Raw genomic sequence first — 17,059 nt, 5'->3', positions numbered from 1 at the left:
GCTTATTTGGTTTTTTTAAATTTTTTAAAAAATGAGATAATTAAGTTAACAAAAGTTAATTTAGAAAAATTTTTGAATGAGTTTTTAACAAATAATAGGAAACTATCAGATGTTAGAATAAAAAAACCGAGGCTGAAACTAGTAATAATAAGAACAAGAACCCAGTAATTGATAACAATAAAAGAGTATATATACAACCAAATAAAAGCCCCAACTCTATCTATAAAATTAAAATCTGGAGAGTTCATTTTAATAATTTTGTAGCTTACCCCTTTACTTGAGACATGAACTTTTATGTAATGATAAAAATAATGATTAGGATCAGTTCCAACTAGTTCGGCACCAGCTCCTCCAGTTATCAAATAAGGAACTCCATCCCAATTACCTTCAAAAAATCCATGAATATGGCCAAAAAAGAGCATAGTAACTTTGTATTTTTTAAACAGATCCAACAATTTGTTTGCATTTTTAAGATTTTTCATAGAATGTCCTGGTTGTTGTTCGAATCTGGGATCAAACAAAGGAACATGCATGAACACAAATCTGTATTTATATTGTTGAGAAAAATTGAGATTTTTTTCAAGCCATAACATTTGGTAAGGATCTACTTCTGTTTGATTGGCGTTGTTGAGTATTATGAAATATGAGTTTTTTATTGAGAAAGAATAATAAAGTGGTCCAAAAAAATTTATATAATTTTCATAACCATTATCTGAAATATCGTGATTTCCTGGAACGACTAACAAAGGAACTTTAAATTTTTTTATTTGTTTTAAAAAAAAGTCGTATTTAATAGGATTTCCATCAAAAACCATGTCACCAGTATTAATTACAAATTTTACTGTTGGATCGTTATTAATCTTTGAAATAATTTTTTCAAAAGTCGAAACAGAGTTTTTGTTATCACCAAGAACAACGAATGTAAAATCCTCAGATGTCATCTTGATTTTCATTAGGTTGTTGTATATTAAATTGTTATCATGTTTTTTTTCAATAAATGGTCTAGAAACCTTAAAAGCAGAGATGATAAAGAGCAGAAGAAAAATTGTAAAGAAAACTTTTTTCACGATAGTTCCTCCTTATCTTTTTTAATAATAACATTTAAAGACATTTATTGTAAATAATTTGAATAAATAAAAAATTTTTTGTCAGAATATTTTACATAAAATTATTATACATTATCTATATATATCTTTGAATTGCTTTTGTTTTCTGGATGAAAAAAAAATAAAAATTTTGTGTATAATTAGTAACACACAATTGGAAGGGAGGGGTATACATGAAAAAAGTATTAATTGTTATGCTTGTTTTAATTAGTATCTTAAGTTTTTCAAAAGTTACTATTGAATTTTGGCATGCTATGAGTGGATGGAGGATAGAACTTTTAGAAAACATGGCTAAGGAGTTCATGGCAACACATCCTGATATACAAATAAATGTTCAGTATACAGGATCTTACAGAGACACGTTTAACAAAACTATTGCTGCGGTAAAAGCAGGGAAGCCACCTCATGTGGTGCAAATTTATGATATTGGTACAAGAGCTATGATAGATGGAAACATTGCGGTACCAATAGGAGATTTAATTGCAAAGGATCCTTCCATTGATTTAGGAGCATTTTTACCTCAAGTACTCAATTATTACACAGTTGGAGGAAAACTTTATTCAATGCCATTTAATTCATCTAATGCAATTTTGTTCTACAACAAAACCTTTTTCAAGGAAGCAGGTCTTGATCCAAATAAACCACCAAGAACTTTTGAAGAATTAATTGAGTATAGTAGAAAGTTAGTAAAGAAAGATGAAAAAGGAAACATTATTAGATATGGTCTTACATGGCCAACACATTCATGGTTCTTTGAGCAACTTATGGCTGTTCAGAATGCTCCATTAGTAAATAATGATAACGGTAGAGGCGGTAAAAGACCAACTGAAGCAGTTTTTAACAGCCAAGCTGGGAAAAATATATTCGAATTACTTGCAAAAATGACCAAAGAAGGATTGTTAATTAATACAAAAAGGGAAGATTGGAGTGGAGCAAGACAGATATTCCTTTCTGGAAAAGCTGCTATGTTATTCTATTCAACATCTGATGTAAAATTTATTACTGAAACAGCAAGAGAAAATGGTTGGGAAGTTGGTACTGCGTTTTTACCAAAACCAGATTTGTCTGTACAAGGTGGAGTAGTAATTGGAGGAGGTTCATTGTGGATATTAAAAAATCATCCTCAAGAAGAAATTGATGCAGCATGGGAATTTGTAAAGTGGATGACTGAACCTGCACAACAGATTAAATGGCATCTTGAAACGGGGTATTTCCCAGTAAGAAAAGATGCAGTTGAACAACTCCTTATGGAGGGTTTTTATGCTGATCATCCTAATTACTTAACAGCCATCTTCCAATTATTACTTTCAAAACAAACTCCAAATACAAATGGAGCAATTATAGGAGTATTCCCAGAAACAAGAGAAATAATAGAAACAGCATATGAAAAAGTTATAAACGGAGAATTAACTGTCGATCAAGCACTCGACTGGGCAGCTAAAGAAGTGACAAGAGCGCTTAAGAAGTATAACAGACTTTATGAATAATAAATATACCGGTTGTTTACATTAAACAAAATAAATTAGCGCCCCATTTTGGGGCGCGTTTAAAAAATTAGGAGGTGTTTTATTTGAAAAGATTAACACCTTACATTCTTTTAATACCAACTTTTGTAATTATCATATTTTTTATTTATTTCCCTGCGTTTAGTTCATTCAAGTTAAGTTTCTTTCAGGAATCCCCATTTGGTGATAGGTCTATTTTTGTAGGATTGGATAATTACATTGACTTGTTTACAGATAGCGAGTATTACAAAGTTTTAAAAACAACTTTTATTTATTCATTTACAAGTGTTGGAATAACAATATTTTTAGCCTTTTTAATTTCCCAACTGTTAGTGCAAAATTTGCCGGGTACAAGAGTATTTAGAACGTTAATGTTTTCTCCATATGCTGTATCCCCAGCGATTTCTGCAACATTGTGGGCTATGCTTTTTACTCCAACCGCAGGCCTTTTGAATTATCTATTTCAAATAACCTTTAATATAAATGTAGATTGGTTAACTACAGTGCCATATGCAATGATAGCACTTATTGCCGCTACTGTTTGGAAGATGTTGCCTTTTGATTTAATCTTTTATATTGCAGCTCTTCAGAATATTCCTGATTCAATTTTAGAATCTTCAATGTTAGATGGAGCAAGTACTTGGACAAGAATGTGGCGAATAAAATTCCCGCTTGTTACTCCTATAACTTTTTATTTGTTCATCATGAATTTTACAACTACCATGTTTTCATCATTTGGTATTATTGATATTATGACTCGAGGTGGACCTCTTGGAAGTACAACGACCATGATTTATCGACTGTATCTTGATGGCTTTGCTTTTCAGGATAATGGACTTGCGGCGGCACAGTCTGTGGTTATGTTTGGAGTGATGTCGGTTATAACATATATGTATTTCAGGTTTGTAGAAAAAGGCGTACATTATCAGTGAGGTGATAATATGAGAAGAAAAAATAAAGTGTACTTTATAATTTCTGAGGTTCTTTTGGTTGTTATTACGTTCATGATGTTTTCTCCTATTTTACTTGCTTTTTTAATGAGTTTTATGAAACCTGCAGAAGTATTTAGTTTTCCTCCTAAAATTGTACCAAGCAGTTTATACTGGCAAAATTATAAGGAGGCTTTGAGACTAGTTCCACTTGGTAGAATGATTATTAATTCGGTTATAGTAGCTGTTTTTATAACTTTGGGAAAGTTAGTTACGGGTATTCTAGCAGGTTATGCTTTTTCTAATTTTAATTTTAAAGGTAAAAAAATAGCATTTTCTACTTTATTTATAACTTTGTTTTTACCTGCTGAAACGGTAATGATTGTACCTTTGTTTTTACTCATGAAAAGTTTAGGGTGGGTAAATACATATTTGGCTTTAATAATTCCATTTACTGCAAGTGCAACAAATACGTTTTTAATGAGGCAACATTTTAAGACAATTCCTCAAGAACTAAGTGATGCAGCAAGAATAGATGGAGCAACTCCTATGCAATATCTTATAAAAGTGTTATTACCACTATCAAAAGCAATGATAGGAGGTGCAGCATTAATTAACTTTGTTTATGCTTGGAATATGTATTTGTGGCCTTTAGTTATAACTATGGAGGACAAAATGAAAACAGCCCAGATTGGCGTAAAAATGCTAATTGATGCAGAAGCGGCAAACAATTGGGGAACAATAATGGCAGGTACTATGATTGTTCTTGCTCCAACTTTATTAGTTTTTTTCTTAATTCAAAATTTGTTTGTTAAAAGTTTGGTTAGCAGCGGTTTGAAGGGATAAAAAAATGGTCGGGGTGACTGGACTTGAACCAGCGACCTCTTGCGCCCCATGCAAGCGCGCTAGCCAACTGCGCTACACCCCGACTGCAAAAATAATTATATTATATTATGATTGAGATGTCAACTGACATTTAGTTTTTTGAGAAATACGATATTTATGAATATTCGGAAGAAAAAAACCTGGCCCATAAAGAGCCAGGTTTTTAAGTGGCTATTGTTCATATTTCCACATAAATAAATGTTCTTTCCTTGCTTTGTCTTTTTCCTCAGGACTTAATCCCCAATTATAATTATAAATTGCTCCCTCCCAGTCTCCATAAATTGGATTTGGAAGAACTATAAATTTTGTACCCCACATTTCTTTCATTTTATCAACAAGAGCGGCTCTCTCTTCTACACTTTTTTTCGCAAATAGCGAAGAGAAGTCGTTTAAATTGTCTCCCATTAAAAGTACAATTCTATATTTTTTTGCAACCATCTGTCTTCTGGGTTCCTTATCTGAAGTTGTTGTTCTAGTCAACACATGTTCTTCATCAGCGAATGGAAAGCCAAGCATTTTTAAATTATCTATAGTTGCTTGTTTAACGTTTTCTTTCCTATTGGTAATATAGAAAACTTCTCCGCCAGTTTTGGCAACATAATTTAAAAATTCAACAGCACCAGGAATTGCCGTTGCAAGCCTTGCTTCACACCACTCTGTCCAGCCAACTGGATACGCATGTTCTGTACCAATATGTCCGGCGTCATATGGACTGTTATTAAGGACTGTTTCATCGACATCTACAATTACCGCCCTTGTTTGCGTTGCTTCTTCTTTTAGATCCATGTCATAAATCAATTTTGCAACATTAAACGCTTGATAAGCAAGTGCTCTCATTTCTCCAGAATTTTGGTACCAAAGAATAGACATTACTAGTTGTTCATTTAAATCTTTTTGGGTGTATTTAGGTGTTAGACGAAGTTTCTGACCAACGAAAATTAAATCTGGATTTTCAAGATTATTGTACTGCACCAATTCCTCGACAGTTAAACCGTTTTCTTTAGCGATTTTCGATAAGGTATCTCCCTCTTTTACAATATAAAACTCTGTACTCAATAGAAGAGTAGCAAACAAAATGACTAATAAAACAACAATAAGTTTTTTCATAAAAGCACCTCCTTTGTAATAAAATACAAATAAAATTTTATCACACAAAGAATTTAAAAGTGAAATGAGAAAATAATAAATTTAAAAATCTAAACAAGCATAACCAGGTTTAATGTTTTTATTTTAACTCAGAAAGCAAAATTCTATTCTTTTGTTAGAATGTTTCAGTTTGTGAGTTTTTAATTTCACATTAATTTTAAATAATCATTTTAGTTAATTTTAGAAAAAGATATGGTCTACTTTTAATACTTCTTTTTTATCAGAGAATGTACTTAATGTACTTAACAAATGATAAGGTTTTGAAAGCATTGATTATTTGAGGATTTTATTATAAATTATCTTTACAAATAAGAAAGGAATTTACTGAATTTATGAGTGAATCTTTATTGCATAATCTTTCGGGGAATTTATATTAGCATTAAAAAATAATTTTTATAAGCTAAAACATTCCGTTTTATCTTCTTCTTTGGAAAAGTTAATGGAAAACAAAGGCGTGGATCTTTCGAGGTTGTTATATTTTTTTCCGTTGCAAGTGATAAAATATTTTGCTTTTTTCAAAAGAACTCCAATTTTAATAAGATTATCAAAATTGAGAGAAGACAATTTTCTTGCTTTTATTATTAGTTTTGCAGTTTTAATCCCTATCCCTGGCACTCTGATAAGTTCGTCATATGAAGCACTGTTTATTTCTATAGGAAAGAATTCCGGATGGTTAATTGCCCATTTTGTTTTTGGATCTATTTTTAGATCAAGCCTTTCAGACTTTTCGAAAAGTTCTTCTATTCGGAAATTATACAGTCTTATAAGGAAATCCGCTTGATAGAGCCTATTTTCACGTATTTGTGATTCACTTGTTGTGGGAAGTTTTTTATCATAATTTACAGCAATGTATGCTGAATAATAGACTCTTTTCAATTTATAATCTTTATATAACTTATCAGCAAAAGAAAGTATTTTCTTATCTGATTCAGGAGTTGCACCGACTATTAATTGTGTAGTTTGGCCTGCTGGAGAAAAAAGTTTCGCATGTTTGTATTTTTTTACTTCAGAAATTGTTTCAATATATTTTTTTGAAGACACAATAAGAGGTTTTTGTATAGATTCAGGTTCTTTATCTGGAGCGAGAAATTTAAGAGATTTTTTTGTTGGAAATTCAACATTTATGCTGAGTCTATCAGCGTATAATCCTGCCTCTTCAATTAGTTTTTCGTCAACCCCTGGTATAATCTTTAAATGTATATATCCATTAAATTTTTCTTTTGTTCTAAGTTTTTTTACAACTTTTATCATTTGTTCCATAGTGTAATCAGGATTTTTAATGATAGCAGAACTTAAAAAAAGACCTTTAGTATAATTTTTTTTGTAAAAGCTTATTGTAATATTTACAAGTTCATTAACAGAAAAAGTTGCGCGTGGAATGTTATTTGACTTTCTATTAATACAGTATGCGCAATCGTATATACAAGCATTTGAAAAAAGAACCTTTAAAAGAGGAACACATTTACTACTATAGCCTAAGTTTAGGAAGTTTCTGTTTTTTAGGTATATTGAGGAACAAGCAACGTCGTATTTTGCTGAGGAAATGAGGATTTTGAGTTTTTTATCCAAATTCATAATTTCCCCTCCGATGTGTATATATATATATACATATGTATATTATATCATAGTTTTAAATGCTTCAAAAGTAAAATTTAGTATAAAATGATAATGTAAGTTTGAAAGGAGGAAAAAGAAAGATGGAAATATTTGAAGGAGAAATAAAGAATGAAAATTATTTTTTGCAATTAAAAAAGGAAAGAATATCTCACGGAATAATAGTGAGAGGAAAAGTAAAGGGAAAACCAGGAAAAGTGAAATTGTTTGAAATAGATCTGGAAGGTAAATTGCTTATAAACAATTGGCAAAGCTGGGGTCCAACAAAAATAATTGATGCGAATGATGTTTTAAACATCCCAAAAGAACTTTTAAAAAAGAATGCTTTTTCTTTGAATCCGAATCCACAATTATTGTTAGAGGCAATAGTTAGTGATTACTTTGTAGGAAATGAAAATATGTTAGTTGGTTTTCTTTCTTCCAAAATAGGGCACCCATATTTTGTTATTAAACGAGGAAAAATAAAAGGCTATATAGACTATTTTAATACCGAATTTGATGATTATGTAGAAATAGAACCGATGGTTATTTTGTTTGGAAATATTGATGTTTTATTACACGTGTATGCAGAGTATGTAAAGCAGGAAATGAAACCGAACTTTTTAAATTGGAATCCCATAGGTTGGTCTAGTTGGTACTATTATTTCCAAAATCTAACTTGGGAAGATGTATTAAGAAATTTAAACTTTTCTATAAAATATCCCTTTGAAGTATTTCAAATAGACGATTCTTGGCAAAAAGATATAGGAGATTGGGAACCTAAAGAAAATTTCCCTTGTTTTAAAGAAATGGCAGAAACGATAAAAAAATTTGGTTATAAACCAGGAATTTGGCTTGCACCGTTTAGTGTTTCGGAAACCTCAAAAATATTTAAAGTACATAAAGATTGGTTAGTGAGAAATGAAGACGGAGAGCCTCTCGTTGCCTATGAAAATTGGAATAAAAGAATTTATGCACTTGATTTGACTCATCCTGAAGTGAAAAAATATCTTGAAGAACTTTTTATAAAATTAAAAGATGCAGGTTTTGATTATTTTAAAATAGATTTTCTATTTGCAGGGGCAATTCCTGGAAAAAGATATTCAAATATATCTCCCATACAAGCGTATAGAGAAGGATTGAAAATAATAAGGAAAGTGGTAGACAAGTCATTTGTTTTAGGATGTGGTGCTCCTCTTCTACCATCAATAGGTTATGTTGATGGAATGAGAATAGGACCAGATACAGCACCATTTTATAACAAAAACGCACCAGATGTTATGATTCCAAATGCGTATTATGCCTTGAGAAATGTCATAATGAGATATTTTACTAATGGTGTTTGGTGGTGGAACGATCCTGACTGTTTGTTATTGAGAAATAGTGAAACAGAACTTACAAATCAGCAAAAGAAAATGTATGCCTTAACAGCTGGTATTTTAAATAATATGATATTTGTAAGTGATGATTTAGGAAAAGATCTAGAAAACTATTTATTTTTCGCGTCGTTGAAACTTAGAAATGGAAAACCGTTCATAAAAGGAATTATGTCAAAAGGATTTGAAATAAAATCTTTTGGGACAAAAATTGGTAATGTTAAATTGCGAATTTGCCTTGAAACCGAAAAGTCGGAGTTTTATCCCGATGATGAATTTTTAAAATCACGAAGAAAAAGTTGAGCTAAAATTAATTTCAATAATTATACTTTTCTTTTATACAAAATTATTTGAATTCTATCAGAAACGTCTTCCGCAGTGTCAGAAATATCAGCTATTCTATGAACAAGTTTTTTTAGTTGTATTTTTTCAGCAAGAGGAAGATCCATAGAAAAAATTTTTCTTATAGTATTTCTTTCAATTTTATCTGTTTCATGTTCAAATTTTTCAGTGTCTGTTATTTTTAAACTGGCACTTTCAAAATCTTCAAACATTTCTCTTGCAGCGTCTTTTAATGCCAGATAAGTTTCAAGAGATTTCTGCACTAGATTTTCAAAATCTTTAAAAAGTTCTGCGGGAATTTTTAAATTTTGGAGATCTATTTCGTCTGCGACAGATTCAGCTTTATTGGCAATTTTATCAAGAGATTCAATTGTACCTAACAAATCTCCTCTAAAGTTTGGTAAGAATGCTCCAGAATACATTTCTAATTCAGCTTTCCTTCTTATTTTATCAGCTATTGTTTCTGATTTTCTTACCTCTTCTGCAAGTTCTTTTACTTTATCATTATTATTATTTTCCATACTTTGAATTAAATCTAATAATTTTTTAATTGTATCTTCTACAGCATCTAGATGTTGGTGGAATAGTTCTATAACTAGTTGTTCTTTTTTACCAAAGAATAAACTCACTTTGAACACCTCCTAGATGTTAACTTTGAAAACTCCTTTCAATAATAAGTATAGCAGAAAAGTTATAATTCCAGAAGAGACAGGTGTATTAACCCAGGCACCAATTATTTTTAAAACAATTTTTTTATTTATTAACTTTGAACCTCTTGCATAGCCAGCCCCTATAACTGCTCCAACAATTGCCTGAGATGTAGATACCGGTATTCCAAGTAAAGCGTATATCCAAACCGTTATAGATTCTCCTAATACAGCAATTGTTGCAGAAAAATAATCTAATTCTATTATTTGAGTGCCTACTGTCATCATAACTTTATAACTATAAGTTAAAACTCCAAACGCTATACTTAGGCCACCAATCAATGCAGCCATTTCAACTCCTATTTCATTTGCAAAAACCCCGGTTATGTTTGCAACATTATTTGCACCAAGAGAATACGCTCCATACGCTCCTATTATTATCGTACTAATTAAAATAATCCTTTCTTTTACATAGATTGATTTGATTTTATTAAAGGGAATAGCAAATATCTTATACGCCAGGAATCCGAAAAGCATACCTCCAATAGGCGTACCAACCCAAGCAGAAATAAGTTTTAAAATTATTCCCCAATTTACTCCACCTTCTATGAGTCCCGTTGCTATGATGGAACCAACAATTGCTTGAGAGGAAGACACAGGCACACCTAAATATGTCATAATTGTCATAGTTAAAGCAGCAGATAAAACAGATATGGATGCCATAATAATGTTCGTACTTGAAACACTACTTATTGTTTCTATACCTTTTGCCCCACCAAGGACTGCTCCAATGACAATAAAGATGGCTGATATTATCGTTGCCACCCTGTATTTAATGATTCTATTTGACACCGCTGTTCCAAAAATATTTGCAGCATCATTAGCTCCTAGGGACCAACCAAAAAAGATTGCTGGTAAGAGAAACAAGAACATTAGATCCCTCCAACATTTATACAAAGGTATCTAACAATGATATCACAAAAATTGATATTGGAAAAGAATAAAATTTGAGAATTTTTAAAGAATTTTAACAGTATTTGCCAATATTTATAAATATATACGAATATTTCTATTTTATAGAAACAATAGTTATTTTAAAAGTTTTTGTTAATAATAAATATAGAATGAGTTAAATTGTTATCTATAAAAGACGTGGCTCCTCGAGGAGCCACGTTACTTCTTTTGGTCAATCCACTAACAAGAAACAACGACAGAAGCAGATGTTTTAAAAAGAACCATTAAACCTTTATAACATTTTGTGTTAGTTTATCTATAAATGTATGGCTTTAAGGAATCTCTGTAAATTGATTCGATAGTTTTTTCATCAGCTTTAATAGGAGCCATACTTAATAGAAGTCCTAAGGATGGAGTTTCAAGAGCAAGTTTAACAAGTTTTGGTATATCATTTTCTGTAAATCCCATATCTTCTAATTTTTCGGTAACACCAAGATTAAATAACCAATTTTCTATTCCTGCAGCAATTTTTTCAGCTTCACCTGGTACACCTTTTAATCCAGGAACAATTGGAGAATAAATGTCTGCAAGTACTTCGGGTTGTGCAGAATAAATATGTTTTACAACAGCCGGTAATAACATAGCTAGTCCAAGACCATGAGCAAGATCAGGTTTTACAGCACTTAATGGATGTTCAAGAGCGTGTGTGAAATGCAAAAGCCCGTTATCAAAGGATATTCCAGCGATTGTAGATGCATAAAGCAGATAATATCTTGCAGTTAGATCATCTGGGTGTGCAACTGCTTGTGGAAGATATCTTGAAATTAGTCTAATTGCTTCTTTTGCTAAAAGAATGGAATAAGGACTTGCAACTAATGTAGTAGCAGCTTCTGTTACGTGATTAACAGCATCGATGGAGGTAAATATTGTTTGATTTTTTGGAAGTGTTTTCATAAGTTGAGGGTCATCAATAGCATATAATGGGTAAATGCAATCATATGCTAGCGCAGGCTTGTACTCTTTTTCAAGAATAGTAGCAACTGCAAATCTATCAACTTCTGTCCCTGTCCCATGTGTAGTATTTATGGCAATTATTGGTTTTGCTTTTGTTGGAATGAATTTTCCTTCATAAAGTTCTTCTGCAGTTTTATCTGTATATTCTAAAAGAACCGCAACACTTTTTGCTGCATCTATTGGGCTTCCTCCACCTATTCCGATAACTGCTTTTGCTCCTTTTTCTTTTGCCAATTTTGTAGCTTCATTAATTTGTGTAGTTGTGGGGTTTGGAGAAACATCTTCGTAAATTACATATTCAAAATTTCTTTTTTTCAGTTCTGGTTCAATAACATCCCATGCACCTGTGATTTTGTATGCAACTTTATCTGTGACAAAAATTACGTTGTTGATACCTTGTTCTTTTAAAGAGTCTAGGATATCAGCAATTTTATTGATAGCTCCTACACCAAAATAACAGGTGGTTTTACATCTTAATTCAAATACATTAAAAATATCAACTTTATTTTCCCACATAGTTTCACCTCCTGTGAATATTTTCACAAATATTATAACAGTTATTTTTACCGTTTGTGTTGTGTTTAAATTAATTAACAATGAAGATTTCGTTAATTAATTCACAAAATAATCATTTTATTGTTATTGAGAAAATATGATAAACTTGAAACAGGTAATGTTTTTAATATCTATGAACACTTTCTTTGTAAGTTTTTATGCATTTCACTATGAAAATTATGAAACGTGGTAGTTTTAAATAAAAAAGGGGTGGAAAACTTGAAAGAACTTGCTTTGAGCATAGATTGTGGAACACAAAGTCTAAGAGCAATTTTATTTGATGAAAAAGGAAATTTAGTGGATATGGAAAGAGTAAAATTTAATCCTCCGTATTTTTCAAAATATCCTGGGTGGGCCGAACAAGATCCAGAGCTTTATTGGAAATCAATGATAAAAGCTATTAGGAAATTGGAAGATAGAAATAAAAAAAGATTTAGCAAAATTATTGGTGTTACTGTAACAACTCAACGTGATACAGTTGTTTTAGTAGATGAAAATGGCAAGCCGGTTAGACCTGCTATTCTTTGGGTTGATCAAAGAAAGGCTCTTAAGAAAAATCCTTTAAATTTTTTTGAGAATATAGGTTTTGTTGTGATTAATAAAAAAAACACGGCAATTAGAGCATATAGACGGAGTAGACCAAACTGGATCAAAGAAAACGAGAAAGATATTTGGAAAAAAACACACAAATTTTTGTTACTTTCTGGTTATTTTTTATATAAACTTACGGGGCAATTTATTGATTCAAAGGCTTCACAGATCGGCCATATACCATTTGATTATAAGAACCAAAATTGGACAAAAAGTAAGCGACATTGGAGATGGAGAATTTTTGGTGTTGAAGTAGAAAAATTACCAAAATTAGTGGGCTCTTGTGAAAAAGTTGGTATTATTTCTGAAAAAGTGGCCGAAGAGACAGGAATTCCAAAAGGCATACCAATAATTACTTCAGGTTCTGACAAAGGTTGTGAAACAATAGGTGTAGGATGCTTTAATACTGATTCTGCAAGTTTGAGTTTTGGTACAACCGCAACTGTTCAAACGACTTCAAAAAGATATTTTGAAGTAATTCCTTTTATTCCGCCATATCCTGCTGTTGTACCAGGATATTATAACCCTGAAATAGAAATTTTTAGAGGATATTGGTTGATAAGTTGGTTTTTGAAAGAGTTTGGTATTACCGAAATGGAAAAAGCGAGGAAACTTGGTGTTTCACCGGAAGTTCTACTTGAACCATTGTTAAACAGTGTTCCCCCGGGTTCTCAAGGTCTTGTTTTGCATCCTATGTGGACACCTGGCATTGATATGCCAAACGCAAAAGGTGCAATAATTGGTTTTGGAGATGTTCATACAAGAGCACATGTATATAGAGCGATTGTTGAAGGTATAAATTATGCATTACGAGATGGTTTGGAACGAATAGAAAAGAGAGGGAAAGTAAAAGTAAAAAAGTTGATGGTGTCCGGAGGAGGTTCACAGAGCGAAAAAATATGTCAAATTACTGCAAATATGTTTAATTTACCTGTTCTTAAAACTCAAACTCATGAAACTGCAGGTTTAGGAGCAGCTATTTGTGTCTTTACGGGAATAGGTTACTATAACTCAATATTTGAAGCTGTGAAAAATATGGTGACTTATTCAAAAACTTATGAACCACAAAAAGATGAAGTGGAAATATACGAGGAACTTTATAATAAAGTGTATAAAAAAATCTATAAATCATTAAAAAGGATAAATATAGAAATTAAAAAAATCACAAAATATCCGGATGATTAAGTGTATTTTTGTTTACATTTATGAAAAAAGAAAATTCTTGGTTTTCCAGGCAACATATTTTCTGAAAAGATAGGAAGATTTGTGACCAGCTGGTATGAAGATCCTTTTTGCGTTTGGAAGCATTTTATAAAGGCTATCTGAGCTTTTTTTGTTTATGACTTTGTCAAAGAGTCCAGTGAACATAAGAACTTTCTGATTGACAAATTTAGCAAAAGCCATGGGATCATAATGATAACATCCAACAGGATATTTAAAAATATCAGTTATTTCTTTAAACTTTGAAATAACTTTTTCTGGATTTCCGCGCATTTTAGCACAATATTCTTCCGAATAACATCCCATTTCGTTTTTTATAGTTTTGTATTCAATTCTTATACTTTCTGTGTAGGGTGAATACCAGTTGATCCATCTCCAATTTCCTCCAGTAAATGCTAAAACTCCTTTTTTTATTCTTTTATCAACGGCCATTGAAAGAGTAGAAATCATTCCTCCAAAAGAAAATCCCATAATATACACAGGAAAATTCGATATTGATTCGATATAGTCAATGGTTCTTCTTACATCAACTACTGCCTGGTGGAAACGAACTTCACATTTTCTGGGAGAAGCAGAGTAGAATAATTCTCCACCTTTCCAATTGTCAGGAGCTCGATTTAAGTGAAATGGAAGGATTAAAAAATATGTATTAATGCCAAAATCTTTAAATTTTTCTGCAAACCACTTTAAATATAATATGTGTCCATTTCCTATCCCATGGAGGAAGATCAGATTGGCCTTTGGAGTTTTTGAAAGATATTCATGTAAAATGATCTTTTCTGACTCCTTTACTTCTGGGTTATATGGAGCGTCGAATTTTATTATATTAAATTTTTCTTTTTTTATTATCTGAGGAGAAATTTTGCTATTGATATATTCAAAAGGTAACATTTACATTCTCCTTGCTAAGAAACTAAAAATTGGTTTTAGTATGAAACAGAATTTGAAATAAGCATAACCTATCGATTAAACCATTTAATTATTTCATCTGCTACTTTTTCTTTTTCAATGTCATTTGTCATAACATGACCCGATTCTTTAAATATTTTAATTTCTCTAGTACCTGAGGAAACATTTTTATAGATATAATGTGCTGCTTTCAAAGGTACTGTTTCATCTTTTTCGGAGGCAAGAATTAGAATGTCAGATTTCACATATTTTAATCTTTTCTTAGCAATATTAATTAATTTTAAAAGATGCTTGCCTTGAAGAGGCCAGTTGTAAGACCAGTATTCATCAGCAAGATAGATAAGAGATTTATTTTCATAGTTCTTTTCGACATTTTTTCGCTCTAATTTTTTTGTGAATAAAGAAATTAAAGGTGTTAAAATTATTTTCCAATCATTAATCATAATTGCGCCCGCTATTGTAACAATTTTTGGAGAATTGACTATGCTAGACAAAATTAAAGTTAAAACACCTCCCATTGAAAGACCAGCAATGTATACTTCTTCACAGATTCCAGAAAGATCAAAATAAGAATCAAGAACTCTTCGTAACCAATCTTTCCAAGTACTTCTTAAAAAATCTTCTGAGGAAGTTCCATGTCCGGGAAGCCTGGGTATAGAAACGGAAAAACCTGCTTCGTTTAGTCTTTTACCTAGATATAACATGTCATGTGGACTACCGGTAAAACCGTGAATTAATAAAACTCCCTTTTTATTTGTACCTTTTAAAAACACGGGTTGAGAGATGTCTATTGTTTTAATATCACTTTTTAAATCAAAAAGATTCATTTATAATCACCTCTTAGTTTTGGTTTCTAAATATTATCTTATCACAAAAATGCCCTCGTAAAAATACGAGGGCATGGAGACTTTCATTTTTAATGTCTTTTTATATTATATAAATCATATTAAAGGAATACTTATAAGCCATACTATTATAGCAGCGGTTAAACCCTCGACCAATGTTCCAAAGGTTTGTAGTTTATATCCGGTTTTGACATCCATATTGGAAAATTGTGTTACTACCCAGAAATAGCTATCATTTGCATGAGATACAACCATTGATCCTGCACCTATAGCAACAACAACAAGTGCTTTAGCGATAGGTGCAGTGAACCCAAGAGGATCCATTAAAGGAGCCATAAGGGAAGCAGTCGTAATAATTGCTACAGTGGATGAACCTTGAGCACTCTTTATTGCTGCTGCGATTAAAAATGGAAGCCATATTCCAAGCTTTGCATTTGCAAGAGATTCTCCGAGAACGCTTGCAATTCCTGAATTTTGTAATACTTTTCCAAATGCTCCACCTGCACCGGTGATTAATATAATTACACCTGCATTTAAAACAGCTTTTCCAACCCAACCATTGACAGATAACATGTTTTTCTCTAGCTTTTTAGGAAGTAAAAATGCTATAAGAACGCCTATAATTAGAGCAGTAACAGGGTGACCTATAAAACCAAAGAAAGTTCTTAACGCACCGTCTCCGAAAGGTCTTGTTGGAAAGTCAGAAATTGATTTGAAAACAATTAAAATAATAGGTACTATAAGTGGTAAGAATGCTTTTTTTGAACTTGGAGCATCTTTCATTGTATTTGAAATTTCTTCTTCCGTCATATCAGGTTCTGGATCAATTTGTATTTTTGAAGCAAACTTTAAAGCGAATAACCAACCAACGATCAAAGAAGGTATAGAAACAATTAGACCCCAAATAATAACTATACCAAGATCAGCATTTAAAATTCCTGCAGCAGCTACTGGACCAGGTGTTGGTGGAACCATAGTATGTGTGGCATATAAACCTAAACTTAATGTAATGGCACTAACTGCCAAGGTAATTTTTGCTCTTTTACTCATAGCTTTGTTTAGCGGTGATAGAATTACAAATCCTGAATCACAAAAGACAGGTATTGAAACAATGTAACCTATAATTCCCATTGCAAGTGGAACATTCTTTTTTCCAGTAATTTTCAAAATAGACTCTGCCATAGTGAAAGCTCCACCAGATCTTTCAAGAAAAACACCAATAATTGTTCCAGCAACTATGACAATTCCAATAGATCCCAGAGTGCCACCAAATCCCGCAGTGATTGAAGATAAAATGTCTTTAAAATTCATACCAGACAAAAGTCCAAAAATAAACGCAGAGAATATCAAAGCGAGAAAAGGATGAAGTTTCCATCTAACAGTGGAAATTACAATGAACAGAATTGTCAAAAGTAGTAGAATAATTAACCAAACAGCCATC

General features: G+C 31.7%; 14 protein-coding genes and 1 tRNA gene. 5 read left to right on the top strand and 10 right to left on the bottom strand.

The annotated features are described in order from the left end of the window. Positions 1-2 precede the first annotated feature (2 nt). The gene (locus BUB65_RS06880; RefSeq protein ID WP_073073497.1) at positions 3-1,067 is read right to left on the bottom strand and encodes a metallophosphoesterase family protein; all 1,065 of its coding nucleotides are present in this window, start codon (positions 1,065-1,067) and stop codon (positions 3-5) included. 212 nt (positions 1,068-1,279) lie between these two features. On the opposite strand from BUB65_RS06880, the gene BUB65_RS06875 reads away from it, so the two are divergent. The 3 genes from BUB65_RS06875 (at position 1,280) to BUB65_RS06865 (ending at position 4,386) form a co-directional block, all read left to right on the top strand. Continuing rightward, complete coding sequence (locus BUB65_RS06875) at positions 1,280-2,593, top strand: ABC transporter substrate-binding protein (RefSeq protein WP_073073496.1); 1,314 nt, start codon at positions 1,280-1,282, stop codon at positions 2,591-2,593. An 83-nt stretch (positions 2,594-2,676) separates the two neighbouring features. Then, positions 2,677-3,543, top strand: coding sequence for a carbohydrate ABC transporter permease (locus tag BUB65_RS06870; protein ID WP_073073494.1), 867 nt, complete (start codon positions 2,677-2,679; stop codon positions 3,541-3,543). 9 nt (positions 3,544-3,552) lie between these two features. Beyond that, positions 3,553-4,386, top strand: coding sequence for a carbohydrate ABC transporter permease (locus BUB65_RS06865; protein ID WP_073073492.1), 834 nt, complete (start codon positions 3,553-3,555; stop codon positions 4,384-4,386). 5 nt (positions 4,387-4,391) lie between these two features. Here BUB65_RS06865 and BUB65_RS06860 read toward each other — a convergent pair. The 3 genes from BUB65_RS06860 to BUB65_RS06850 form a co-directional block, all read right to left on the bottom strand. Next, a tRNA-Pro gene (locus BUB65_RS06860) sits at positions 4,392-4,468 on the bottom strand. A 128-nt stretch (positions 4,469-4,596) separates the two neighbouring features. Then, positions 4,597-5,532, bottom strand: a complete 936-nt coding sequence (locus BUB65_RS06855) for a 5'-nucleotidase, lipoprotein e(P4) family (protein WP_073073490.1) — start codon at positions 5,530-5,532, stop codon at positions 4,597-4,599. A gap of 432 nt (positions 5,533-5,964) precedes the next feature. After that, positions 5,965-7,146 carry a putative DNA modification/repair radical SAM protein gene (locus BUB65_RS06850; protein ID WP_073073488.1) on the bottom strand — a complete coding sequence of 394 codons (1,182 nt, stop codon included), beginning with the start codon at positions 7,144-7,146 and terminating at the stop codon, positions 5,965-5,967. Between the two features lie 122 nt (positions 7,147-7,268). Here BUB65_RS06850 and BUB65_RS06845 point away from each other — a divergent pair, with 122 nt between their 5' ends. After that, positions 7,269-8,843 carry a glycoside hydrolase family 36 protein gene (locus BUB65_RS06845; RefSeq protein WP_234946835.1) on the top strand — a complete coding sequence of 525 codons (1,575 nt, stop codon included), beginning with the start codon at positions 7,269-7,271 and terminating at the stop codon, positions 8,841-8,843. Positions 8,844-8,863: 20 nt separating this feature from the next. Here BUB65_RS06845 and BUB65_RS06840 read toward each other — a convergent pair whose 3' ends face one another. The 3 genes from BUB65_RS06840 to BUB65_RS06830 all read right to left on the bottom strand — a co-directional run bounded on the left by BUB65_RS06840 (position 8,864) and on the right by BUB65_RS06830 (position 12,013). Further along, positions 8,864-9,511 (bottom strand): TIGR00153 family protein, encoded by a 648-nt coding sequence (locus BUB65_RS06840; protein ID WP_073073486.1) that lies wholly within the window; start codon positions 9,509-9,511, stop codon positions 8,864-8,866. Between the two features lie 12 nt (positions 9,512-9,523). Beyond that, on the bottom strand, positions 9,524-10,462 hold the full coding sequence (locus BUB65_RS06835; RefSeq protein WP_073073483.1) for an inorganic phosphate transporter: 939 nt from the start codon (positions 10,460-10,462) through the stop codon (positions 9,524-9,526). A gap of 333 nt (positions 10,463-10,795) precedes the next feature. After that, a complete protein-coding gene (locus tag BUB65_RS06830) occupies positions 10,796-12,013 on the bottom strand; it encodes an iron-containing alcohol dehydrogenase (RefSeq protein WP_073073481.1) in 1,218 nt (405 codons plus the stop codon). Between the two features lie 258 nt (positions 12,014-12,271). Here BUB65_RS06830 and BUB65_RS06825 point away from each other — a divergent pair, with 258 nt between their 5' ends. Next, positions 12,272-13,828, top strand: a complete 1,557-nt coding sequence (locus BUB65_RS06825) for an FGGY-family carbohydrate kinase (protein ID WP_073073480.1) — start codon at positions 12,272-12,274, stop codon at positions 13,826-13,828. 18 nt (positions 13,829-13,846) lie between these two features. Here BUB65_RS06825 and BUB65_RS06820 read toward each other — a convergent pair whose 3' ends face one another. The 3 genes from BUB65_RS06820 to BUB65_RS06810 all read right to left on the bottom strand — a co-directional run bounded on the left by BUB65_RS06820 (position 13,847) and on the right by BUB65_RS06810 (position 17,058). Next, complete coding sequence (locus BUB65_RS06820) at positions 13,847-14,755, bottom strand: alpha/beta hydrolase family protein (protein ID WP_143606714.1); 909 nt, start codon at positions 14,753-14,755, stop codon at positions 13,847-13,849. Positions 14,756-14,823: 68 nt separating this feature from the next. Further along, positions 14,824-15,600 carry an alpha/beta hydrolase gene (locus BUB65_RS06815; RefSeq protein WP_073073477.1) on the bottom strand — a complete coding sequence of 259 codons (777 nt, stop codon included), beginning with the start codon at positions 15,598-15,600 and terminating at the stop codon, positions 14,824-14,826. A gap of 114 nt (positions 15,601-15,714) precedes the next feature. Continuing rightward, positions 15,715-17,058: a GntP family permease gene (locus BUB65_RS06810; protein WP_073073475.1), complete on the bottom strand. Its 1,344-nt coding sequence runs from the start codon at positions 17,056-17,058 to the stop codon at positions 15,715-15,717. Position 17,059 lies beyond the last annotated feature (1 nt).

Origin of the sequence: Thermosipho atlanticus DSM 15807 (assembly GCF_900129985.1) — a bacterium.
GTDB classification, from domain to species: Bacteria; Thermotogota; Thermotogae; order Thermotogales; family Fervidobacteriaceae; genus Thermosipho_A; species Thermosipho_A atlanticus.
Note: the sequence above shows the minus strand (reverse complement) of the source record. Positions and strands in the feature narration are given on the sequence as shown.